This window comes from Nonomuraea sp. NPDC054003 (assembly GCF_055585125.1).
Window position 1 is genome coordinate 551,527 of record NZ_JBVJKR010000002.1, and the last position, 21,279, is coordinate 572,805.

Annotated in this window: 20 protein-coding genes; 9 read left to right on the forward strand and 11 right to left on the reverse strand. The window is 71.7% G+C overall.

From position 1 onward, the window contains the following. The 7 genes from ACZ6YG_RS06765 to ACZ6YG_RS06795 form a co-directional block, all read right to left on the reverse strand. On the reverse strand, window positions 1-1,011 hold the full coding sequence (locus ACZ6YG_RS06765; RefSeq protein ID WP_148032505.1) for an ABC transporter ATP-binding protein: 1,011 nt from the start codon (window positions 1,009-1,011) through the stop codon (window positions 1-3). Beyond that, window positions 1,008-1,994 carry an ABC transporter ATP-binding protein gene (locus tag ACZ6YG_RS06770; RefSeq protein WP_261808645.1) on the reverse strand — a complete coding sequence of 329 codons (987 nt, stop codon included), beginning with the start codon at window positions 1,992-1,994 and terminating at the stop codon, window positions 1,008-1,010. Before ACZ6YG_RS06770 ends, ACZ6YG_RS06765 begins: the two co-directional genes overlap by 4 nt. Window positions 1,995-1,996: 2 nt before the next feature. After that, on the reverse strand, window positions 1,997-2,899 hold the full coding sequence (locus ACZ6YG_RS06775) for an ABC transporter permease (protein ID WP_261808644.1): 903 nt from the start codon (window positions 2,897-2,899) through the stop codon (window positions 1,997-1,999). After that, window positions 2,896-3,906 (reverse strand): ABC transporter permease, encoded by a 1,011-nt coding sequence (locus ACZ6YG_RS06780; protein ID WP_148032504.1) that lies wholly within the window; start codon window positions 3,904-3,906, stop codon window positions 2,896-2,898. The genes ACZ6YG_RS06775 and ACZ6YG_RS06780 overlap by 4 nt, the downstream gene beginning before the upstream one ends. A 2-nt stretch (window positions 3,907-3,908) precedes the next feature. Then, window positions 3,909-5,732, reverse strand: a complete 1,824-nt coding sequence (locus ACZ6YG_RS06785; protein WP_466017394.1) for an ABC transporter substrate-binding protein — start codon at window positions 5,730-5,732, stop codon at window positions 3,909-3,911. Window positions 5,733-5,895: 163 nt separating this feature from the next. Continuing rightward, entirely contained in the window at window positions 5,896-6,873 is a 978-nt protein-coding gene (locus ACZ6YG_RS06790) for a zinc-dependent alcohol dehydrogenase family protein (RefSeq protein ID WP_466017395.1), read from the reverse strand. Next, the gene (locus ACZ6YG_RS06795; protein WP_466017396.1) at window positions 6,854-8,065 is read right to left on the reverse strand and encodes a M20 metallopeptidase family protein; all 1,212 of its coding nucleotides are present in this window, start codon (window positions 8,063-8,065) and stop codon (window positions 6,854-6,856) included. The genes ACZ6YG_RS06790 and ACZ6YG_RS06795 overlap by 20 nt, the downstream gene beginning before the upstream one ends. A 100-nt stretch (window positions 8,066-8,165) precedes the next feature. Here ACZ6YG_RS06795 and ACZ6YG_RS06800 point away from each other — a divergent pair, with 100 nt between their 5' ends. Next, window positions 8,166-8,921 (forward strand): HAD-IIA family hydrolase, encoded by a 756-nt coding sequence (locus tag ACZ6YG_RS06800; protein WP_219544626.1) that lies wholly within the window; start codon window positions 8,166-8,168, stop codon window positions 8,919-8,921. Between the two features lie 26 nt (window positions 8,922-8,947). Beyond that, window positions 8,948-9,571, forward strand: coding sequence for a globin family protein (locus tag ACZ6YG_RS06805; RefSeq protein WP_148034703.1), 624 nt, complete (start codon window positions 8,948-8,950; stop codon window positions 9,569-9,571). Here ACZ6YG_RS06805 and ACZ6YG_RS06810 read toward each other — a convergent pair. Continuing rightward, window positions 9,534-10,034: an NUDIX domain-containing protein gene (locus ACZ6YG_RS06810; RefSeq protein WP_148032499.1), complete on the reverse strand. Its 501-nt coding sequence runs from the start codon at window positions 10,032-10,034 to the stop codon at window positions 9,534-9,536. The two genes, ACZ6YG_RS06805 and ACZ6YG_RS06810, sit on opposite strands and share 38 nt — an antisense overlap. Window positions 10,035-10,115: 81 nt before the next feature. Between ACZ6YG_RS06810 and ACZ6YG_RS06815 the strand changes: the two genes are divergently transcribed. From ACZ6YG_RS06815 to ACZ6YG_RS06825, 3 genes are all read left to right on the forward strand, one after another. Further along, the gene (locus ACZ6YG_RS06815; RefSeq protein ID WP_148032498.1) at window positions 10,116-11,039 is read left to right on the forward strand and encodes an acyl-ACP desaturase; all 924 of its coding nucleotides are present in this window, start codon (window positions 10,116-10,118) and stop codon (window positions 11,037-11,039) included. Window positions 11,040-11,063: 24 nt separating this feature from the next. After that, a complete protein-coding gene (locus ACZ6YG_RS06820) occupies window positions 11,064-13,043 on the forward strand; it encodes an ABC1 kinase family protein (protein ID WP_466017397.1) in 1,980 nt (659 codons plus the stop codon). Window positions 13,044-13,126: 83 nt separating this feature from the next. Then, a complete protein-coding gene (locus ACZ6YG_RS06825; RefSeq protein WP_187281238.1) occupies window positions 13,127-13,660 on the forward strand; it encodes an NADPH-dependent FMN reductase in 534 nt (177 codons plus the stop codon). Here ACZ6YG_RS06825 and arfB read toward each other — a convergent pair whose 3' ends face one another. Next, entirely contained in the window at window positions 13,661-14,068 is a 408-nt protein-coding gene (gene arfB / locus ACZ6YG_RS06830; protein ID WP_148032495.1) for an alternative ribosome rescue aminoacyl-tRNA hydrolase ArfB, read from the reverse strand. It abuts the gene before it with no gap. A 168-nt stretch (window positions 14,069-14,236) separates the two neighbouring features. Here arfB and ACZ6YG_RS06835 point away from each other — a divergent pair, with 168 nt between their 5' ends. From ACZ6YG_RS06835 to ACZ6YG_RS06845, 3 genes are all read left to right on the forward strand, one after another. Beyond that, entirely contained in the window at window positions 14,237-15,043 is an 807-nt protein-coding gene (locus ACZ6YG_RS06835) for a hypothetical protein (protein ID WP_466017398.1), read from the forward strand. Beyond that, the gene (locus tag ACZ6YG_RS06840; RefSeq protein WP_466017399.1) at window positions 15,040-15,618 is read left to right on the forward strand and encodes an HAD family hydrolase; all 579 of its coding nucleotides are present in this window, start codon (window positions 15,040-15,042) and stop codon (window positions 15,616-15,618) included. The genes ACZ6YG_RS06835 and ACZ6YG_RS06840 overlap by 4 nt, the downstream gene beginning before the upstream one ends. Window positions 15,619-15,709: 91 nt before the next feature. Next, window positions 15,710-17,218, forward strand: coding sequence for an alkaline phosphatase D family protein (locus ACZ6YG_RS06845; RefSeq protein ID WP_466017400.1), 1,509 nt, complete (start codon window positions 15,710-15,712; stop codon window positions 17,216-17,218). 16 nt (window positions 17,219-17,234) lie between these two features. Here ACZ6YG_RS06845 and ACZ6YG_RS06850 read toward each other — a convergent pair whose 3' ends face one another. Then, window positions 17,235-18,584 (reverse strand): FG-GAP-like repeat-containing protein, encoded by a 1,350-nt coding sequence (locus ACZ6YG_RS06850; RefSeq protein ID WP_466017401.1) that lies wholly within the window; start codon window positions 18,582-18,584, stop codon window positions 17,235-17,237. A 67-nt stretch (window positions 18,585-18,651) separates the two neighbouring features. Between ACZ6YG_RS06850 and ACZ6YG_RS06855 the strand changes: the two genes are divergently transcribed. Beyond that, window positions 18,652-19,881 (forward strand): cytochrome P450, encoded by a 1,230-nt coding sequence (locus tag ACZ6YG_RS06855; protein ID WP_261808643.1) that lies wholly within the window; start codon window positions 18,652-18,654, stop codon window positions 19,879-19,881. Here ACZ6YG_RS06855 and ACZ6YG_RS06860 read toward each other — a convergent pair. Next, entirely contained in the window at window positions 19,863-21,260 is a 1,398-nt protein-coding gene (locus ACZ6YG_RS06860) for an MFS transporter (protein WP_397197048.1), read from the reverse strand. The two genes, ACZ6YG_RS06855 and ACZ6YG_RS06860, sit on opposite strands and share 19 nt — an antisense overlap. Window positions 21,261-21,279 lie beyond the last annotated feature (19 nt).

The following is a 21,279-nucleotide window of genomic DNA, read 5'->3' on the forward strand; positions in this document are numbered from 1 at the left end:
TCACACCTCGCTCATCGGGCGGGCCACGACGCTGCGCCGCTCCGGGTAGAAGCAGGCGTGCTCCTGCGGGATTCCCTCCGTCACCTGCAGCAGGGGGCGCTCGTCCGCGCAGCGCTCGCCGCGGAACGGGCAGCGCGGCGCGAACAGGCAGCCCGACTCGTCCTGCCCGGCCTCCATCGACTCCACCGGCGTCACCGGCTGCTCGCCGGGCCGCTCCAGGCCGTGCAGCACCGGGATCGCCGACAGCAGCGACTGCGTGTACGGATGCACCGGGTCGGCGATCACCGTGTCCACCGGCCCCCGCTCCACGACCTGACCCCGGTAGATCACGTACAGTTCGCCGTCGTCGCCGATGTAGCGCGAGGTGGCCACGTCGTGGGTGATGAACAGCACCGCCACCCCGAGCCGCTCGCGCAGGTCCTTCAGCAGCGCCAGGATGCCCAGCCGGAGCGAGACGTCGATCATCGACACGGCCTCGTCGGCGACCAGCATCTCCGGGTCCACGGTCAGCGCCCGCGCGATGACCACGCGCTGCCGCATGCCGCCCGACAGCTGATGCGGGTAGCGGGCCAGCACGCTGGCCGGGTCGAGCCCGACCATCGACAGCACCTCGGCGGCCCGCTCCTCGATCCACGCCTTGGACCGGCCGGTCTGCTTGGCGCGCAGGGTCAGCGGGGCGTTCAGCGTCTGGTGGATGGTGCGGGTCGGGTTCAGCGCCGAGTACGGGTCCTGGTGGATCAGCTGGATCTTGCGGAAGTGCGGCTGGCGCTGCTTGGGCTTCAGCGACGACATGGGCACGCCGTCGAGCGTCAGCTCGCCCTCGTCGTAGGTCTCCAGGCCGGCGATGATCCGGCCCAGCGTCGTCTTGCCGCACCCGGACTCGCCGATGAACGAGGCCGCGCCGCCCTTGGGGATGGCGAAGTCCACCCCGCGCAGCGCCCGCACCTCGCGTGCGCCGAGCACGTTGCCGCGCTGCTTGAAGGTCTTGACGATGCCTTCTCCGGTGATCACGCGTGCTCCCTCACCTTCACCGCGTGGCAGGCCACGATCCGGTCCCCGTGCGCGACGGCCGCGGGGTCGTCGGTGTCGCAGACGTCCATCCGCAGCTCGCACCGGTCCCTGAACACGCAGCCCCGCTCGGGCACGGTCGTCAGCGTCGGCGGCCGGCCGGGCAGCGCCCGCGCCTCGGCGATGTCGCCGGTCAGCCTGGGGATGGCCCTGATCAGGCCCTTGGTGTAGGGGTGGCGGGGGTCGCCGAGCACCTGCCTGGTCGGCCCCTGCTCGACCAGCCTGCCGCCGTACATGACCGCGAGCCGGTCGGCGACCTCGGCCACCACCCCGATGTCGTGGGTGATCACCAGCGTGGTGAGGCCGCGCTCGGCGTGCACCTCGCGGACGATCTTCAGGATGTTCGCCTGGGTGATCATGTCGAGCGCGGTGGTCGGCTCGTCCAGCACCACCAGGTGGGCGTTGAGCACCAGCGCCAGCATGATGCCGACGCGCTGGCGCATGCCGCCCGACAGCTCGTGCTGGTGCGAGTCGAGCACCCGCGCCCCGTCCAGGCCCATCCGGCCGAGCAGTTCCCTGGCGTCGCGGACCAGGCCGCGCAGGTCCTCCACGCCGTGCGAGCGGCCCAGGTCGAGCACCTGCTTGCCGACCGTCTTGAGCGGGTTGAGGGAGTTCTGGGCGGCCTGGAAGACGTACCCGACGTGCTTGCCGCGCGCCTTGCGCAGCTCCTCGCCGCGCAGCCCGACCACGTCGCCGAGCCCGTCGATGTCCACGCTGCCCGCCGCGATGCGGCCGGGCGGCTGCACCGCGTTCAGCAGCGACAGCGCCAGCGTCGACTTGCCCGAGCCGGACTCCCCGACGATGCCGGTGATCGTACCGGGCTCCAGCGTCAGCGCCACGTCCCGTACGGCGGGCAGCTCGCCCGCGGGTGTCTTGTAGACGACCGTCAGGCCGTCGATGCGCACTCCCGGCGCTTGTCCTGGCACTCCTACTCCTCACGCAGCCGGGGGTTGAAGATCTCGTCCATGGCGTCGACCACGAGCACGATGCCGAGCGTGAGCAGCAGGATCGCCAGCAGCGGCGCCAGCATGTACGGCAGCGCGGCGGTCGTGGTCAGCGCCCCGCCGCCGAACACGGACAGGTTGAGCATGACGCCCCAGTTGTCCGCCTCGTACGGGAGCACGCCCAGGAAGAACAGGCCCACCTGCGCGTACACGGCGCCGGTGACCGCGATGAGCATGTTCATCGCGATGTACGGGGCCATGCTCGGCAGCAGCTCCTTGCCCACGATGTGGGTGGTGGACAGGCCGAGCCCGCGCGCCGCCTCGATGAAGCCGCGCTCGCGCAGCGACAGCGTCTGCGAGCGCACCGCCCGCGCCACGCCGCCCCAGCCGAGCAGCCCCAGCAGCAGCCCCATCTCCAGCGCGCTGCCGAACGACCACACGGTGGAGAGCACGAGCAGCAGCGGCAGCCCGGGGATGGTCAGCTTCATGTCGGTCAGCCGCATGAGCACGGTGTCCCAGCGGCCCCGCTTGAAGCCGGAGAACAGCCCGATCGCGGTGCCGAGCACGACCGTGATCACCGCGGTGACCAGCGCGCTCAGCAGCACGTACCGGGAGCCGGTGATGACCTGGGCGAGCACGTCGCGGCCCTGCCCGTCGGTGCCGAACCAGTGCTCGGCGCTCATCGGCGCGTACAGCTGGCTCGTGTCGCGCGGCAGCACCTCGGGGTAGAACATCGGCCCGAACACGCCCATGAACGTGAAGCCGAGCACGATGACGGCGCCGACCAGGCGGCTGGGCTTGCGCTTCATCACCCGCCAGACGCCGCGCCAGAAGTTGCGGCGCATGGTCGCCGCCGTGCTGGTGGTCTCCAGGATCGCGCTGCTCACGCCGACGCCTCCTCACCGGAGCGGACCCGCGGGTCGATGACCGTGTAGAACAGGTCGGCCAGGATGTTGGCCACGATGATCGCCGCCGTGATCAGCAGGAACGCGCCGCCCATCAGCGCGTAGTCGCGGTTGACGACGCTGTCGATGAGCAGGAACCCGAGCCCCGGGTAGTTGAAGATCTTCTCGATGAAGATCGCGCCACCGAACAGCAGGCCGAGCGAGAGCGCCAGGATCGTGAACAGCGGCAGGATCGCGTTGCGCGCCACGTACCTGAAGATGATCGACCGTCGCATCCCGCGCAGCTCGGCCGCCAGGATGAAGTCGTCGCCCAGCACGGTGACCACGCTCGACTTCATGGCCAGGATCCAGCCTCCGTAGCTGGCCAGCGCGTACGTCACGACAGGCAGCGTGGCGTGCTCGATCAGCGAGCCGATGTAGCCGGCGTTGAACCCGGGCTCGAACAGGATGTCGGCGGTGCCGCCCTGCGGCAGGATCGGGATCAGCGTCGTGAAGATGGCGCCCATCAGCAGCGCCAGCACGTACTGCGGCACGCCGTGCAGCAGCGAGCCGGAGATGGCCAGGAAGTCGCCGAGCTTGCCGGAGCGCTTGATGGCCGCGTACACGCCCATGATCACGCCCACCAGGAAGCTCAGCAGCGTGCCGGCCAGCACCGGTAGAACGGTCCACTTGGCGGCCTCGCCGAGCACCGAGGTCACGGGGGAGCCGGGGTGGGTGACGGACACGCCGAGGTCGAACCTGAACAGGCCCGCCATGTAGTCCGTGTACTGCTGCCACAGCGTGCCCTCGGGCAGGAACCCGTACATCACGGCCGTGGCGCGCTCGGCCGCCTCCGGCGACATGCCCTGCTCCAGCAGCTTCTGGTAGCGCGCCGCCACCGGGTCGCCGGGGATGTTGCGGACGATGAAGAAGCTGATCGTGGCGACGACGAGAATCATGACGATCCCGCGGGCCAGGTGGCCCGCGAGACGTCGTGCGATGACCGTCATGCCTACTGAGTCTTCTTGACCATGCCGAGCTGGATCCAGACTCCGGCGGGCAGGCGAAGCAGGTCGCTCTCCTGCTCGGGGAAGCCGGTGAACCGGCTCGTGTTGGTGAACTGGGTGTTCACGTAGTCCCACAGCTGGATGACCGGCAGGTCCTGGTTGGCGGCCTTGGCCAGCTGGAGCATGATCGGCTTGGCCTCCTCGGCGCTGACCGAGTTCAGCTTGCCGGTGAGCTCACCCGGGTTGATCTCGGTGCCGTCGACCTCGACCTTCTCCGCGCCGCCCATCCAGTTGCCGCTCTTGCCCGGCTCGGCGTGCTTGATCTTGCCGGCCACGTTGGTCCAGCCGTTGGAGGCGCCGTAGAGACGCTGGTAGATGTCGTACGGCGCGGGGCCGAGCGCGATCAGCCAGAAGCCGACGTCGTACTTGCCGGCCGCGATCTCCTCCAGGTACAGCGGGTAGTCGGCGACGGTGACGACCTCGGCGTCCACGCCCGCCTCGACGAGCTGGCCCTTGATGTTCTCCTGCGCGGAGATCCAGTCGGAGAAGCCGGACGGGGCGGTCATGGTGACCTTCCAGGGGCTGCCGTCTGCCAGCGCCCACTTGCCGTCCTTCTTCTGCAGCCCGGCCTGCTTGAACTCCTCCTCGGCCTTGGCCGGGTCGGGGTTGTACGGCTCCAGGCTGTTCAGCTCGGCGCCCAGCCACTCCTGGGCCGGCTTCTGGTGGATGCCGGAGGTGGTCACCGCGGCGTTGCCGCCCTCGGGCGAGGCGACCTTGGTGACCTCGGCGCGGTCGATCAGGTAGGCCAGGCCGCGGCGCACGTGCACGTTGTCGTACGGCTTCTTGGTCTGGTTGAACGCCATGCCGACGGCCACCGGCGAGAAGCCCTTGATGATGTTGGTGCCGGGCGCCTGCTTGATCCGGTTCATCACGTCGGCCGGGGCGGCGGTGAAGCCCGCGTGGTCCAGCTTGCCGGAGATCAGGTAGTTCCAGATCTGCTCGTTACCGGTGTAGTTGAGGAACTTCACCTGGTCCGGGGCGACGTTGGCGGCGTTGTAGAACTCCTTGTTCTTCACCAGCAGCGCCTCGCCGGGGTTGACCCGCTCCAGGATGAAGGGGCCGGCGGAGACGTCCTTCTCGGGGGCGAAGGTGATGATCTTCTCGCCCAGGGCGGTGATCTCCTCGCGGGCCTTCTCGGCGTCCGCGCCCTCACCGCGCGAGGTCTTGAGCTTGTCCCAGAAGTCGGCCGGCAGCACGCTGCCCCAGATGTGCGCGGGGGCCACGAAGGTGTCGAGCACGCCGCGGGCGAACTTGCTGCTGGGGTTGGTCATGTCCTGCGTGACCTTGACCGTCTTGTCGTCGACGACCTCGACGTCGGCCGCCGCGCCCGCCGCGCCGGGGGTGATCGCGAAGGCGGTGCTGCCCTGCGTGTAGGCGATGCCGATGGACAGCCTGACGTCCTCGGCGGTCACCGGCTTGCCGTCGGACCACTTGTTGTTCGGCTGCAGCTTGATGGTGATCGCGGAGTTGTCCGGGGCGATCTCCCAGCTCTCGGCGATGCCCGGGTAGAACTGGTTCGGGTCGGTCAGGTGGTTCTTGACCCATGCGAGCTTCATCGCGTTGTACCCGAGGAAGGAGTTGCCCTTCGGGTTGTACGGGTTCGCGGGGCCGCTCGCGTCGATGCCCGGCCTGTTCACGTCGATCGTGGTGAAGAGCCCGCCGCCACCGCCGCCCGAAGAGGACTGATTGGTGGGGGTGCCGCTGCCACTGCACGCTGCTGTGACGGCGGTAAGGCCCAGCAACGCCACTACAGCTGCTAGTCGCTTCATGTACCGCTCCGGGGAAGTTCGGACCTGATGAGGATCTGTGGGATTGACCGGACCCTACGGTCAGGCGGTGAGTGCGTCAATAATCTCCAGTGGTTGTGAGGCTAATGTAACTTTCCTTCATGGGTGCTCGTGACGGCGTTTGTCTCCACAGGCCTCGGGCTCGTCAGCCCACGAGAATGACGGCGGCGCCCTTGACCCGGTCGCGCGCGATGTCCGAGAGCGCCCTGCCGGCCTCTTCGAATGTGTATGCCACGCTACTGACCTGCGGCGGGTGCTCGCGCACGAGCTCCAGGTACGCGCGCCCGTCCGCCCGGGTGTTGGCCGTGACGCTGCGCAGCGTCCGCTCCCGGAAGAGATGGCGGTCGTAGTCAAGCGGCGGGATGTCGCTCAGGTGGATCCCGGCGACGGCGAGCGTGCCGCCCCGGTCCAGCGCCTCCAGCGCGGGCGGCACCAGGTCGCCGACCGGCGCGAACAGGATGGCCGAGTCGAGCGGCTCGGGCGGCCGGTCCCCGGCCGAGGCCGCGCCCAGTTCGAGCGCCAGCTCCCGGTGACGGGCGGCGCGGGTGACCACGTGCACGACCGCGCCCATGGCGATGGCCGCCTGCGCGGTCAGATGGGCCGACGCGCCGAACCCGTAGATGCCCAGCCGCCCGCCCTCGGGCAGGTCGCTGCGGAGCAGCGCGCGGTAGCCGATGATGCCCGCGCACAGCAGCGGCGCCAGCCGCTCGGCCGGCACGTCGTCAGGCAGCGGGTAGACGTAGTCGCGCGGCGCCGTCAGGTAGTCGGCGAAGCCGCCGTCGGCGTCCCAGCCCGTGTACGTGGACTCCGGGCACAGGTTCTCCACACCGCGCCGGCAGTAGCGGCACCTCCCGCAGGTCGAGCGCAGCCAGGCCACCCCGACCCGCTCCCCGTCGCTCCCGTCGGGCCGCACCACCCGCCCGACCACCTGGTGGCCGGGCGTGGTCAGCGGCCGGTGGGGCGGCAGGTCGCCCTCGGCCAGGTGGAGGTCGGTGCGGCAGGCGCCGCACACCTCCACCCGCACCAGCACCTCGCCCGGGCCCGGCTCGGGCACCGGGCGCTCCACCATGACCAGCGGCCGGGACGCGATAGGCCCCGGCCGGTCAACCGCCCAGGCCCGCATCGGCCGCCGCCAAACGCCTGTGGGCCAGCGAGGCGTACAGGGCCGCCCCGTCGGGCAGCACGGAGTCGTCGAACAGCGCCTCGGGGGAGTGGTTGTAGGGCGCGGTCGCCGGGTCGCGGCCGGGCGGGCAGGCGCCCAGGAACACGAACGTCCCCGGCACCTCCTGCAGCACGTACGAGAAGTCCTCCGACCCCATGGCCGGATTCGGCGCGACGACGTAGCGGCCGGGACCGAACAGCTCGTCCACCGCCGCGCCCGCGAACGCCGCCTCGGCGGCGTCGTTGACCGTCACCGGATAGCCCATGCGGATCGACGCCTCCACCTTCAGGTCGTGCGCCGCCGCGATGGCCTCCACCACCTCGACCAGGCGCCGCTTGGCCAGGGCCCGGTTGCCCGCGCTGAACGTCCGGACCGTCGCCTCGAATCTTGCCTCGTCCGGGATGACGTTGTCGGCCGACCCGCCGTGGAAGCTGCCGACGGTCACCACCACCGGGTCGAACGCGTCGAACGTCCGGGTGACCGTGGTCTGCATCGCCGTCACCATCTCGCACCCGGCCTGGATCGGGTCACGCGCCAGGTGCGGGGTGGAACCGTGCCCGCCGCGCCCCTTCACCGTGGCCTCGAACACGTCGGCCGCCGACATGATCGGCCCCGGCCGCGAGGCGAACACGCCCGCCGGCAGGATCGATGAGACGACATGCATCCCGTACGCGGCCACCGGCCGGTCGCCGGCGGCGTCCAGCACCCCCTCCTCGATCATGTGCCTGGCGCCGTGCTGCCCCTCCTCGCCCGGCTGGAACATGAAGATCACATCTCCGGCCAGCTCCTCGCGGCGCGCGCTCAGCAGGTGCGCCGCGCCTGCCAGCATGGTCGTGTGCAGGTCGTGCCCGCACGCGTGCATCCGTCCCTCGACCTGGGAGATGTACGGCAGGTCGTTGCGCTCGGCGACGGGCAGCGCGTCCATGTCGCCGCGCAGCAGCACGGCCGGTCCCGGCCGGCCGCCCCGCAGGACGGCGGTCACCGAGCTGAGCGCCTTGCCCAGGGTGATCTCCAGGGGCAGCCCGTCGAGGGCCGCCAGCACCTTCTCCTGGGTACGGGGCAGCGTCAGGCCGATCTCCGGCGTGGTGTGCAGCGAGTGGCGCAGCCGGACGAGCTCGTCCCGCATGTCCTGTGCGGCTTCGGTGAACGACATGAGTCACATTCTTCATGCACCGGTTGAGAAGTCGATATGCCGCACTCGCTAGGATGATCCGGTGACCGAGCGTAAGCGGATCGACTTCTGGCTGTCCGACATGGACGGGGTCCTGGTGCACGAAGGGCGGCCGGTGCCCGGCGCCGACACCTTCATCAAGCGGCTCAGCGACTCCTCCAAGCGGTTCCGGGTGCTGACCAACAACTCCATCTACACCCGGCGCGACCTGTCGGTGCGGCTGGCCGCGGCCGGGCTCGACGTGCCCGCCGAGTCCATCTACACCTCCGCGCTGGCCACCGCCCAGTTCCTGGACGACCAGCGGCCCGGCGGCTCCGCCTACGTCATCGGCGAGGCCGGGCTGACCACCGCCCTGCACGGAGCCGGTTACGTGCTCACCGACCTCGACCCCGACTACGTCGTGCTGGGCGAGACCCGCACCTACAGCTTCACCCAGATCACCCGCGCGATCAGGCTCATCGAGGGCGGCGCCCGGTTCATCGCCACCAACCCGGACCCGATCGGCCCGTCCACCGAGGGGTCGCTGCCCGCCTGCGGCGCCGTCGCGGCCATGATCACTCGCGCCACCGGGGTGCAGCCGTACTTCGTCGGCAAGCCCAACCCGCGGATGATGCGCAGCGCGCTCAACGAGATCGGCGGCCACAGCGAGACCACCGCGATGATCGGCGACCGGATGGACACCGACATCGTGTGCGGCATGGAGGCCGGGCTGTTCACCATCCTCGTGCTGACCGGCGTCACCCAGCGTCACGAGGTCGACCGCTTCCCCTTCCGTCCGTCGCTCATCGTCGACTCGGTCGCCGACCTCGTCGATCTGGTGGAACCTGCCGGAGACTGACAGGTATGGGTGGCAGGCTTGCCGCCATGACCCGGATCTACCTGGAAGAAGGGCCGAAGAAGGTCTTCGCCTGCTCGTTCGCCTGGCCCGGCTGGTGCCGTGTGGCCAAGGGCGGGGAGGCCGCGATCGACCGGCTGATGGAGTACGCCCCGCGCTACCGCGTGATCGCCGAGCGGGCCGGCCTGGCCTTCGACCCCGGCGAGCCCGAGGTCGTCGCCCGCGTGCGCGGCGGCACGACGACCGACTTCGGCGCTCCCGAGACCGTCCCGGAGCAGGACCTGGAACCGGTCGGCGAGGAGACCGCCCGGCGCGAGGTGGCGCTGCTGCGGGCCGCCTGGGAGCTCTTCGACGAGGTCGCGGGGGAGTCGCCGGAAGAGCTGCGCAAGGGGCCGCGCGGCGGCGGGCGCGACCTGACCAAGATGGTGAACCACCTGCAGGACTCCGAGCGCGCCTACGCCCGGCAGGTCGGGGTGCGCCACAAGCCCTACCGGTCACGCGCCGACGTGGACGCGCTCCGCGCCGAGCTGGCCGAGGTGCTCTCGCGCCCGTGGCGGCCGCCGGTGGAGACCGCCTGGCCGCCCGCCTACGCCCGGCGCCGCCTCGCCTGGCACGTCATCGACCATCTGTGGGAGATCGAGGACCGTCGCTGACGGCCGCGCCGGCGGGGGGACGATCCTCGATGAGCCGGGGCAGCGCCTCGATGTGGCCGGACAGATAGGCGGCCACCGCCTCGGGGACCACGTGGCGGGAGGTGATCTCCTCGCGCTCCAGCGGCAGCCGCTCCACCTCGTAGACGCCCCGGCCCGGGTCGTCGAGCTCGGGCCCGTGGCGCAGCGCGGGGTCCATCGCCACCAGGCGGCACCCGTACACGTGCTGGGTCTTCACCCCGCCCTCCCACGGATAGCTGACCGTGGTCAGCGGCGTCACGGCCGAGACCGTCGCGCCCAGCTCCTCCAGCAGCTCGCGGCGGAGGGTGTGTTCGAGCGTGGCGTCGCCGGGCTCGACGTGACCGCCGGGCACCGACCAGTAGACGGCGCGGCCCGGCACCGTGCGGCGGAAGATCACCAGGTGCTCGTCGTCGTCGAGGAGCAGGCCCCGGACGCTGGGTCGCATGAGGACACCATATTTCACCTGGGCGTCCCTGGGGTACCCTAACCTACGGTGCCGTAACCTTGAGGAGGAGAGGATCCCTTCATGCCGATGACGCAGACGCAACTGCTCCACGAGCTCGAGCCGATCGTGGCAGGTGAGCTCGACCGCCACGAGAAGATGGCCAAGGAGTGGTTCCCCCACGAGTACGTTCCGTGGAGCGAGGGGCGCGACTTCGACGGCCCCTACGGTGGTGAGGCCTGGCAGGAGGGCGACTCCAAGCTGCCCGAGCCGGCCCGCGTGTCGCTCATCGTCAACCTCCTGACCGAGGACAACCTGCCCAGCTACCACCACGAGATCGCCACCACCTTCGGCCGCGACGGCGCCTGGGGCACGTGGGTGCACCGCTGGACGGCCGAGGAGGATCGCCACGGCACCGCGATCCGCGACTACCTGACCGTGACCCGCGCCGTCGACCCGGTCAAGCTGGAGCGCGCCCGCATGGCCCACATGCAGAGCGGCTTCATGACCGACTACGGCACGATGCTGCAGCAGCTCGCCTACGTCTCCTTCCAGGAGCTGGCGACCCGCATCGCGCACCGCAACACCGGCACGGCCTCCGGCGACGAGGGCTGCGAGCGCCTGCTCGCCCGCATCGCCGCCGACGAGAACCTCCACATGCTCTTCTACCGCAACCTGCTCAAGGCGGCCTTCGAGCTCGACCCCGACCAGACCATGCGGGCCGTCACCGACGTGGTGACCACCTTCCAGATGCCCGGCTCCAACATCGCCGGCTTCACCCGCATGGCGATGACCATCGCCCACGAGGGCATCTACGACCTGCGCCTCCACCTCGACGACGTGCTCATGCCGGTGCTGCGGCAGTGGTCCGTGTTCGACAAGACCGGCCTCGGCCCCGAGGGCGAGCGGGCCCGCGAGGAGCTGTCGGAGTTCCTGCAGAGGACCGACGAGACGGCCGCCCGGTTCGTCGCCCGCCGCGAGGAGCGCAGGGCCCGAGCCAGAGGCTGATCCAGCATGGGATGATTCGTCCCCATGGATCTCCCCGTCACGCTCGTCGTCGCGGTCGTCACGATCGTCATGGTGATCGCGCTGGCCGCGGCCGCCCAGCGTCTGCTCGGCGTCCGGTTCGGCGCGGTGCGCACCTTCCTGGCGGCCCTCCTGGCGTTCTCGCTGGCCGGGCCGCTGACCACGCCGATCCTGAGCCCTTTTCCGCAGATGGACGGCACGCGGGACGTGGGCCTCGGCCCGCTGTGGGTGCTGATCCTGGTCGTGATGTGCATCGTGCTCATCCCGATGGTCATCCTGGTCGTCGCCGAGGCGCTGGTGCCCACGGGGTCGATCCCCGGGCCGCTGGAGCTGGTCAGGTCGCTGCGCGGCCGGTTGTCGCGGGCCAGGCGCTACTCCGAGATCACCCGGATCGCCGTCAGGCACGGGCTCGGCCCGTACCTGCGCGGGCGCGGCGACCGGCCGGAGGACCACACCGGCGCCGTGCGGCTGGCCCGCTCGCTGCGGCTCGCGCTCGACGACGGCGGCGTCACCTTCGTCAAGCTGGGGCAGGTGCTGTCGACCCGGCGCGACCTGCTGCCGCCCGAGTTCATCGAGGAGCTGGGCCGGCTGCAGGACCAGGTGGCGGCCGAGCCGTGGGAGCTCGTCGAGCCGGTGCTCCGCGCCGAGCTGGGCGGGCCCGTCGAGGAGGTGTTCGCCGCCTTCGACCGCACGCCGCTCGCCGCCGCCTCGATCGCGCAGGCCTACACCGCCCGGCTGCGCACCGGCGAGGACGTCGTGGTCAAGGTGCGGCGGCCGGGCATCGGCCGCACCGTGGCCAGGGATCTCGACATCGTCCGCCGCTTGGCCGTCACCCTGGAGTCGCGCACCCGGTGGGGTCGCGGGCTCGGCGTGCGCGACCTGGCCGAGGGGTTCGCGGTGGCGATCAGGGAAGAGCTGGACTTCCGCGTCGAGGCCGCCAACATGGCCGCCGTCGCCGCCTCCGACGGCGGCGGCGTAACCTATCCCACCCCGGTCGGCGCGCTCTGCACCGAGCGGGTCCTGGTCATGCAGCGCCTGGTCGGCAAGCCCGTCACCGCCGCCACCCCCGAGCAGGGCCCCCGCCTGGCCCGCGACCTGCTCGACTGCCTGCTGCGGCAGATCCTCGTCGAGGGCGTCTTCCACGCCGATCCGCATCCGGGCAACCTCATGCTGCTCGACGACGGCACGCTGGGCCTGCTCGACTTCGGCTCCGTCGGCCGCCTCGACGCCTCCGCCCGCGCCGCGCTGCAGCGCTTCCTGCTCGCCATGAACCGGCAGGACCCGCTCGCGGTGACCGACGCCCTGCTGGAGGTGGTGCCCAGGCCGGAGGACATCGACGAGCCGGCGCTGGAGCGGGCGCTCGGCCAGTTCATGGCCAAGCACCTGGGGCCGGGCCTCGACAGCATGCGGATGTTCACCGACCTGTTCAAGATCGTCTCTTCGTACGGGCTCTCGATCCCGCCCGAGGTGGCCGCCGTCTTCAGGGCGCTGGCGACGCTGGAGGGCACGCTGGTGCGGCTCTCACCCGGCTTCGACCTGATGAGCGAGGCCCGCGCCTTCGCCGGCCGCTACCTGTCCGAGCAGTTCGACGGCGGCAACCTCAAGGAGGCGGCCGCGCAGGAGCTGGCCGCCCTGCTGCCGATGCTGCGCCGCCTGCCGCGGCGCGTGGAGCGCATCGCCAGCGCCGCCGAGCACGGCAGGCTCGGCCTCAACGTCCGGCTGCTGGCCGACGAGCGCGACCGCGGCTTCCTGACCGGGCTGCTGCACCAGGTGCTGCTCACCGTGCTCGGCGCGACCGCCGGGCTGATGGCCGTCATCCTGCTCGGCGTCGACGGCGGGCCGGTGGCCAGCGAGGAGCTCGGCATGACGCTGTTCCAGCTCATCGGCTACAACCTGCTGGTGATCAGCGCCGTGCTCGTCCTGCGCGTGCTGATTCTGATCTTCCGCCGCCCTCGGGACACTCCGGCGAAACGTACATCCTCTTGACGTAGGGATGGTCTTGGACAACCACGGCATCGGGCAGGTTTCTGACCCATCAGCCGTACACAAGACCCCTTGGGGAGCAGTGGGTGAAAATCATCGGGATCGCCGCCAGCCTCCACGCGGGTTCGTACGTCAACCGGCTCCTCGACGCCATCCGCTGCGAACTGCCGCCGGGCGCCGATCTCGAGGCGTGGCCCCGCCTGCACGAGGTGCCCCCGCACGAGCCGGGACCGGCCCCTTCGGTGGTCCGCGAGCTGCTCGCGCTGGTGGGGGAGTCGGACGCGCTGGTGCTCACCGCGCCCGAGCACAGCCTGCTGCCGGTGGAGCTGGAGTACGCCCTCGACTGGATGGCGCGGGCCGGCGCGCTGGACGGCAAGCACGTGGCCGTCATGTGCGCCAGCGCCCGCGCGTGCGGCGCCATGTGGGCGCAGGCCGAGCTCTACAAGGAGCTGCTGGGCGCGGGGGCGGTGGCCGTCGGGTCCGAGCTGGTGATCTCGCCCGTGTGCCCGCACTTCGACGACGACGGCCGGCTCTGGGCCCGCGACCTGCGCGCCCAGGTGTGCGAGACGGTCGGGCAGCTGTGCCAGGCGCACCTGCGCGAACCGGTGCTGTCGGTCTGATCAAAGATCGCGGCGCAGCCGCTTCACCTCGGAGCGCTGCTTCTTGCCCGCCAGGCGGCGCTCGACCGAGCCGCGGGTCGGCTTGGTGGGGCGCCTGCGCTTGGGCGGCGGCGCGATGGCCTCACGGATCCGCTGCGCCAGCCGCTGCTGCGCGGCCTCCCTGTTGCGGAGCTGGGAACGGTGTTCGGAGGCGGCGATCGTGATCGTCGGCGAGCCGAGCCGCTCCAGGGCGCGGGCCTTCAGCGCGGGCGGCAGCGCCGTACTGGACGCCACGTCGAAGGTCAGCTCCACCCGGCTGTCGGTGGTGTTGACCCCCTGCCCGCCCGGGCCCGAGGACCGGGAGAAACGCCAGACGAGCTCGGCGTCGGGGATGACGACCGAGTCGTTGACGACCAGCGTGGCGGGCATGACGATCCTTCCTCTGTGCACGGTCAACGTATAGACGGGCGGGAGTGCCGGGCAACGACATTTCCTGTCATACCCCCAACATCCCCGGTATGTGCGTGATTCCGCGGGGTTGACGGCGCCCCGCAAGCGGCGTATGCCACTATCGCGCATCCATCACCTGGGGGAGTCATGACGGCAGGCATCGTCGGCGTGCACGGCATCGGCAAGTACGACTACTACCTCAGGGCGGGCGGGTCCGCCGCCGGGGCGGCCACGGCCATGCGCGAGAAGTGGGACCGCTACCTGCACGCCTCGCTCGGCGGCCCGGCCAGGACGTACTTCAGCGAGGTCGCGTACTTCTCCCACCTGCTCCGCGACCCCGCCGCAACGCGCGCGGCCCCGCTGCGGGCCGCCCGCGGCGAGACGGCGGGCTGGGCCGCGAACCTCGGCTTCGGCGAGTACGTCACCGGCACGCTGAGGTCGTTCACCGCCTGGGTGCTGTCCCGGCTGGAGGGCCGGTCGGCCGCGTTCGCCGAGCTGTTCGCCCCCGAGGTCGCCGCGTACCTCACCGACCAGGGCAGGCGCGAGCGGGTCAGGGGGGCGGTCGCCGACACCATCCGCCGCAACCGGCCCAGGGTGGTCATCGCCCACTCTCTCGGCAGCGTCGTCACGTACGAGACCTTCTGGGCCTATCCCGACCTGGAGACGGACCTGCTCATCACGCTGGGCAGCCCGCTCGGCATGCGCGAGGTGATCTTCGAGCGGCTGCTGCCCGCCCCGGTCAACGGCCGCGGCGAGCGGCCCAAGGGCGTGCGGCGCTGGGTGAACATCGCCGACAAGGACGACATCGCGGCCATCCCGCCCGCGCTGGCCGGCTGCTTCACCGGCGTCGACGCCGAGGAGCTGGTCAACCTCGACTGGATCGACTTCCACACCGCCGAGAAGTACCTCGGCTGCCCGGCGCTCGGGCCGCATCTGCGACCATTCCTCGGATGAGATGGATCCTCTTCGACTACGGCAACGTCCTGTCCCTCGCCCAGCCGGTCGCCGAGGCGGAGGCCATGGCCCGTGCCGCCGGCGCCGACCCGGCCGAGTTCCTGCGTGAATACTGGGCGCACCGGCTGGAGTTCGACCGGGGCGCCCTCGGCCCGGCCGAGTACTGGGCGAAGGCCGCGGGCCGGCCCCTGTCCGCGGCCGAGCTCGACCGGCTGATCGCCATGGACGCGGCCAGCTGGTCGCACCCCGACGAGGGCTCCCTGGCGATCCTGCGCGAGCTGCTGGAGCAGGGCCGCGACGTCGCCCTGCTGTCGAACGCGCCCGCCTGCGTCGCCGACGCCCTGGACGAGCTGCCCTGGATCGCCGCCATCCCGCACCGCTTCTACAGCGCCCGGCTCGGCCTGGTCAAACCCGACCGGCGGATCTACGAGCACGTCGCCGCCGAGCTCGCGGCCGATCCCGCCGACGTGCTCTTCGTCGACGACCGCGAGGACAACGTCGAGGGAGCCCGCGCGGCCGGCATGCGGGCGGTCCGCTACACCGGCGCCCCGGCCCTCCGCGCCCACCTGGAGTGAGCCGGGGGCCGGAGGAGGGCGACGGGTGTTGTTCATCCCCCTTTGACGCCGCTTTCACAGCCTGGTCAGCGGGTGCGGACATACCTGGAGCGTGGACCGCAGATCCTTCCTCACCGCGGCCGCCGCGGGCCTCCTCGCCCCGCGGGCCGGCACGTCGCCCAGAACGCTCAGAGCCGACCCGTTCACCCTCGGCGTCGCCTCCGGAGACCCGTCCCCCGACGGGGTCGTGCTCTGGACCCGCCTGGCCACCGACCCGCTCGGCGGCGCCGGCCTCGGCGGCATGCCCTCCCGCGACGTCGACGTCGGCTGGCAGCTCGCCGCCGACGAGCGCTTCTCCGAGATCGTCACCTCCGGTACGGTCACCGCCCGCGCCCGCGACGCCCACAGCGTGCACGTCGAGGTCGAGGGCCTGGACCCGGGCAGGGAGTACTTCTACCGCTTCCGCGCCGAAGGCCGGCTCTCACCCGAGGGCCGCACCAGGACCACGCCCGACGCCGGCGTGGAGACGCCGCTGGCCTTCGCCGTCGCCGCCTGCGCCCATTTCGAGCACGGCTTCTACACCGCCTACCGGCGCCTGGCCGAGCAGGAGCCCGACCTGGTGGTGTTCCTCGGCGACTACCTGTACGAGTACGCGCCGAGCGGCTACACTGCGCTGTCCGGGAAGCGGGTCCGCACCCACACCCCCGGCAAGTGCGCCACCCTGGCCGACTACCGGCTGCGGCACGCCCAGTACAAGAGCGACCACGACCTCCAGGCCGCGCACGCCGCCGCCCCCTGGCTGGTGGCGTTCGACGACCACGAGGTGGAGAACAACTGGGCCGGCCCCGTCTCCAGCACCGGCGCCCCCGCCTTCGCCCGGCGCAGGGCCGCCGCCTTCCGCGCCTACTACGAGAACATGCCGCTGCGCCGCGGCAGCCTGCGCGGCGCCGCCATCCAGGTGAACCGGCGCGTCTCCTGGGGCTCGCTCGCCCGCTTCCACCTGCTCGACACCCGGCAGTTCCGCGACGACCAGGCCTGCGGCGACGGCGTGCGCTCCGGCTGCGACGAGCGCCTGTCCACCGGGCGCACCCTGCTCGGCGACGGCCAGTGGCGCTGGCTGGAGGACGGCCTCCAGGGCTCCGGCACCCGCTGGAACCTGCTCGGCCAGCAGATCATGATGACCCACCGCGACTTCCGCTCCGGCCCGGGACGGGACGTCAACCTCGACTCCTGGGACGGCTACGCCCCCGAGCGCACCCGCGTGCTGAACGCCCTGTCCGGCACCGCCAACCCCGTCGTCCTCACCGGCGACGCCCACATGCACCACCTGGCCGACCTCAAGACCGACTTCGACGACCCGGACGCGCCCGTGGTGGCCCGCGAACTGATCGCCACCTCGATCGCCAGCGACGGCGACGGCTACCGCGACCGCACCTGGATCGCCGAGTCCCTGGCGGAGAATCCGCACATCTCGTACATGGACCAGCGGCGCGGGTACCTCATGGCCCGGCTGACGGGCGACGAGCTGTCGGTCGACTTCCGCACCCTGGACTACGTCTCCCGCCGCGGCGCCCCCGCCCGCACCTCCCACCGCACCACCATCCCGGCCGAGTCCGCCTGAACGCCGCGGCCGCCGGTCACCGGGCGCCCAGCGCGTATCCGTACAACCCCTCGCCGGAGCCCATCTCGCGCGCCCTGCCGAACCGCGGCGCCGCCCTCTCGCCGCGCCTCCCGGGCAGGGACGTCACGACGCCCCTGCCCGGCGCGGCCACCACCAGCGTGGCGGGCCCCCCGCCCGGCGCGGGCAGCACCGACACCGTGCTGCCCTTCTCCTTGATCCGTACGTCCCCGTACCGGGACAGGCCGCCCCGCGGCGAGCCCGGCATCACCTGCACCGAGTCCTCGCCGGGCACCCCCACCGCCAGCTCGTCGTCCCCGTCGCCGTCGAGGTCGCCCGCCGCCAGCGACGCCCCGAACCGGTCGTAGTAGCGCGGCTCGCCCTTCAGCAGCCGCTGCGTCCACATCTCCGACCGGGCGCCGCGCAGCCCGTTCCGGGTCCCGTACACCACGTGCAGGGCGCCGTCGCCGTAGTCCATCGCCCGCTGCCCGGCGGTGAGCCCCTCGCCAGGGACGCCGATGGCCAGGTCGTCGCGCCCGTCGCCGTCGAAGTCGCCGGTCGCCAGCGCCGCGCCGAACGCGTCCCACTTCTCCGCCGAGCCCGCGACCCCCGGCGAGCTCTGGGTCAGCCGCAGCGCCCGCCGCCGGCGCGGGTCCAGCACGGTGACCGAGCCCTGGCCGTCCTTCGTGACCGTGTCGGCGGGCGCGCCCACCACCAGCTCGTCGCGCCCGTCGCCGTCGAAGTCGCCCGCGGCGAGCGTCTCTCCCCACCCGTCGGTGGATCGCGCCGCCTGCCGCACCCAGCCGGTGCGCTGGGTGATCGGGTACGGTTCGCGCCCCTTCATCCAGTACACCGTCACCCCGCCGCCCCGGCCGCGCCCGGGAGCGCCCACGGCCAGCTCGTCCCGGCCGTCGCCGTCGAAGTCGCCGGCGGCCAGCGACGCCCCGAACCGGTCGCTCGACGGTTCGTCCAGCGACAGCTCCTCGCCGGGCCGCAGCCCGCCGGGGGAGCCGTGGTAGAGCCGCACCACCCCGTTCCCGTCCGCGCCGGGCACCCGGTCGCCGAGGAACTCGTCCGGCACCCCCACCGCCAGGTCGGCGCACCGGTCGCCGTCGAAGTGGCCCACGGCCAGCGACGCGCCGAACGCGTCACCCGGCTCGGGCTCGTCCTGGGCCAGCCGCTGTTCGCGTCCCGACCCGTACAGGATGGTCACGGAACCGGACCGCCGGTCGTCGTACGGGGCGGCCACGGCCAGGTCCGGACGGCCGTCGCCGTCGAAGTCGGAGGGGGCGCCGGAACACGCCGGGAGCGCCGCGCCCGTACCGGTGACGAGGGGAAGAATCAGGCACGCGGAGAGCAGAACATTCACACCTCAAGTCATGTCGCGCCCAGCCGAACCCGGATTGAACGCCCCGGGAACGTGCCAGGATAGGCACGTGGACATCGACCTCGCTGATCTTGACTTCTGGCGCAGGCCGCTCAAGGAGCGGCACGAGGCGTTCGCCCGGCTCCGGCAGCTGGACCATCCGGTGTTCTTCCCGGAGAAGAAGGTGCCGTTCCTGCGCTCCGGCGCCGGCTTCTACGCCCTGGTGCGCCACGCCGACGTGGTCGAGGCCAGCCGCAACGCCAAGGTCTTCTCCAGCGAGCCGGCCGTCACCAACCCCGAGCCGCCCGGCTGGGTCAAGCAGGTGTTCGGCGAGTCGATGGTCAACATGGACGACCCGCGACACGCCCGGCTGCGCCGCATCGTGACCCGCTCGTTCAGCCCCAAGATGCTCGCGGGGCTGCAGTCCGACATCGAGTCGGCCTGCGGGCGCATCGTCGACGACGCCGTCGCGCAGGGGCCGCGCGACTTCGTCCAGCAAGTCGCCGCCCGGCTGCCCATCCACGTCATCTGCGACATGCTCGACATCCCGCAAGAGTGGCGCGAACGGGTCCACAAGCACGTCGACATCTCCACCGCCTACACCGGCATCCGGCCCAGCCTGGCCCGCACCGTCCAGATGGCCGGGCAGAACATGCTGGCCCTGCTCGCCCTCCAGCGCATGGTGATCAAGCTGGGCCACGAACGCGCCGCCGACCCCAAGGGCGACCTGGTCTCCCTCCTGGTCACCGCCAACCCCGACGGCGAGAAGCTCACCTACCGCGAGCTCGGCTCGTTCTTCGCGCTGCTGCTGGTCGCCGGCAACGAGACCGCGCGCAACACCATGGCCCACGGCATCAAGCTGCTCACCGACAACCCGGCGCAGCGCGAGCTGCTCATGAGCGACTTCGACGCGCACATCGGCAACACCATCGAGGAGATGGTGCGCCACGTCTCGCCGATCATGCAGTTCCGGCGCACGCTCACGCAGGACTACTCGCTGCGCGGGCTGGAGCTGAAGAAGGGCGACAAGGTCGTGCTCTTCTACGGCTCGGCCAACCGCGACGAGTCCGTCTTCCCCGACCCCGACCGGTTCGACATCACCCGCGACACCAAGCCGCACGTCGGCTTCGGCGGCCCCGGCCCTCACTTCTGCCTCGGCGCCAACCTGGCCAGGCAGGAGCTGCGCACCATGTTCAGGACGCTGCTGACGAGGCTGCCCGGCATCCGCACCGTCGGGGAGCCGGAGCTGCTGGAGTCCAACTTCGACAACAGCGTCCGCAGTCAGGCCTTCACCTTCTGAGGGTCGAGCACGTTCTCCCTGACGGCGACGGCCGTCACCAGCGCCGCCACGCCCATCATCACCGCGCTGACCAGCATCGCCCGGCGGAACCCCGCGTCGAACACCGCCGGGTTCCGGAAGGCGTCCCCGACCAGCCCCACCAGGGGCGGCACCGCGGCCACCGCGAGCAGCCCGCCGGTGCGCGCCACCGCGTTGTTGATCCCGCTCGCGGTGCCCGCGTGACGGTCGTCGGCGGTGGCCAGCACGGTCGCGGTCAGCGGCGCGACCGCCGCCGACAGCCCCAGCCCGAACACGGTGACCGCCGGAAGCACGACCAGCGCGTACGACACGTCGGCGCCGATCGTGCTCATGAGCACGAACCCCACGCCAGCCAGCAGGATCCCGCCCGTCATCGGCCAGCGCGGCCCGTGCCGCTTGGCCAGCTCGCCGGCGCGCGGCGACAGCAGCAGCATCAGCACGGTCACCGGCAGCAGCGCCGACGCCGCCGCCAGCGGCGAGAACCCCGACACCACCTGCAACTGCACGGCCAGCAGGAAGAACACCACGCCCATCGCCCCGTACATGACGAGCGTGACCGCGTTCACCGCCGAGAACACCCGGTCGGCGAACAGGCCGACCGGCACCAGCGCGTCCGGCGACCGGCGCCACTCCAGCACCACGAACGCCGCTCCCAGCACCACGCCCGCGACCAGCGGCACCGGCGCGTCCAGCTCGATCAGCCCGTACGTGATCCCGGCCAGCGACAGCGCGGCCAGCACCGACCCCAGCACGTCGAAACGGCCCGCCGCCTGCTCGTCCCTGCTCTCCGGCACGTGCCGGGCCGCCACCAGCAGCGCCGGCGCCGCGAGCGGCAGGTTGATCAGGAACGCCCACCGCCAGCCGGCCGTCTGCACCATCGCCCCGCCCAGCAGCGGCCCCACCGCGCTCGCCACCCCGCCCAGCCCCGACCAGACGCCGATCGCCCGCGGCCGGTCCGCCTTGGAGAACGACGCCTGGATGATCGCCAGCGAGCCCGGCGTGAGCAGCGCCCCACCCACCCCCTGCAGGGCGCGGGCCGCGATGAGGAACTCGATCGTCGGCGCCGCCGCGCACAGCGCCGACGCCAGCGCGAACCAGACCATCCCGATCAGGAACACCCGGCGCCTGCCGAACCGGTCGCCCAGTGAGCCGCCCAGCAGGATCAGACCGGCGAGCGTGAGCGTGTAGGCGTTCACCGTCCACTGCAGGCCCGCCATGCCGGCCCCCAACTCGGCGCCGAGGAAGGGCAGCGCCACGTTGACCACCGTGCTGTCGAGCATCGCCAGCCCCGACCCCAGCACGGTCGCCGCCAGCACCCACCGGCCACGCGCCGATCGGAGCTCGATGTGCCCGTCGTCCATTGCGAACCTCCCCAGGCAG

Bases quoted from the DNA above. Each gene is read 5' to 3' on its own strand.
- ACZ6YG_RS06805 (WP_148034703.1), top strand. From the start codon at position 8,948: ATGACCCGGATCTACCTGGAAGAAGGGCCGAAGAAGGTCTTCGCCTGC.
- ACZ6YG_RS06820 (WP_466017397.1), top strand. From the start codon at position 11,064: ATGGATCTCCCCGTCACGCTCGTCGTCGCGGTCGTCACGATCGTCATG.
- ACZ6YG_RS06790 (WP_466017395.1), bottom strand. From the start codon at position 6,873: ATGCGGGCCTGGGCGGTTGACCGGCCGGGGCCTATCGCGTCCCGGCCG.
- ACZ6YG_RS06835 (WP_466017398.1), top strand. From the start codon at position 14,237: ATGACGGCAGGCATCGTCGGCGTGCACGGCATCGGCAAGTACGACTAC.
- ACZ6YG_RS06780 (WP_148032504.1), bottom strand. From the start codon at position 3,906: ATGACGGTCATCGCACGACGTCTCGCGGGCCACCTGGCCCGCGGGATC.
- ACZ6YG_RS06860 (WP_397197048.1), bottom strand. From the start codon at position 21,260: ATGGACGACGGGCACATCGAGCTCCGATCGGCGCGTGGCCGGTGGGTG.
- arfB (WP_148032495.1), bottom strand. From the start codon at position 14,068: ATGCCCGCCACGCTGGTCGTCAACGACTCGGTCGTCATCCCCGACGCC.
- ACZ6YG_RS06840 (WP_466017399.1), top strand. From the start codon at position 15,040: ATGAGATGGATCCTCTTCGACTACGGCAACGTCCTGTCCCTCGCCCAG.
- ACZ6YG_RS06785 (WP_466017394.1), bottom strand. From the start codon at position 5,732: ATGAAGCGACTAGCAGCTGTAGTGGCGTTGCTGGGCCTTACCGCCGTC.
- ACZ6YG_RS06800 (WP_219544626.1), top strand. From the start codon at position 8,166: ATGGACGGGGTCCTGGTGCACGAAGGGCGGCCGGTGCCCGGCGCCGAC.
- ACZ6YG_RS06795 (WP_466017396.1), bottom strand. From the start codon at position 8,065: ATGTCGTTCACCGAAGCCGCACAGGACATGCGGGACGAGCTCGTCCGG.
- ACZ6YG_RS06810 (WP_148032499.1), bottom strand. From the start codon at position 10,034: ATGCGACCCAGCGTCCGGGGCCTGCTCCTCGACGACGACGAGCACCTG.
- ACZ6YG_RS06815 (WP_148032498.1), top strand. From the start codon at position 10,116: ATGCCGATGACGCAGACGCAACTGCTCCACGAGCTCGAGCCGATCGTG.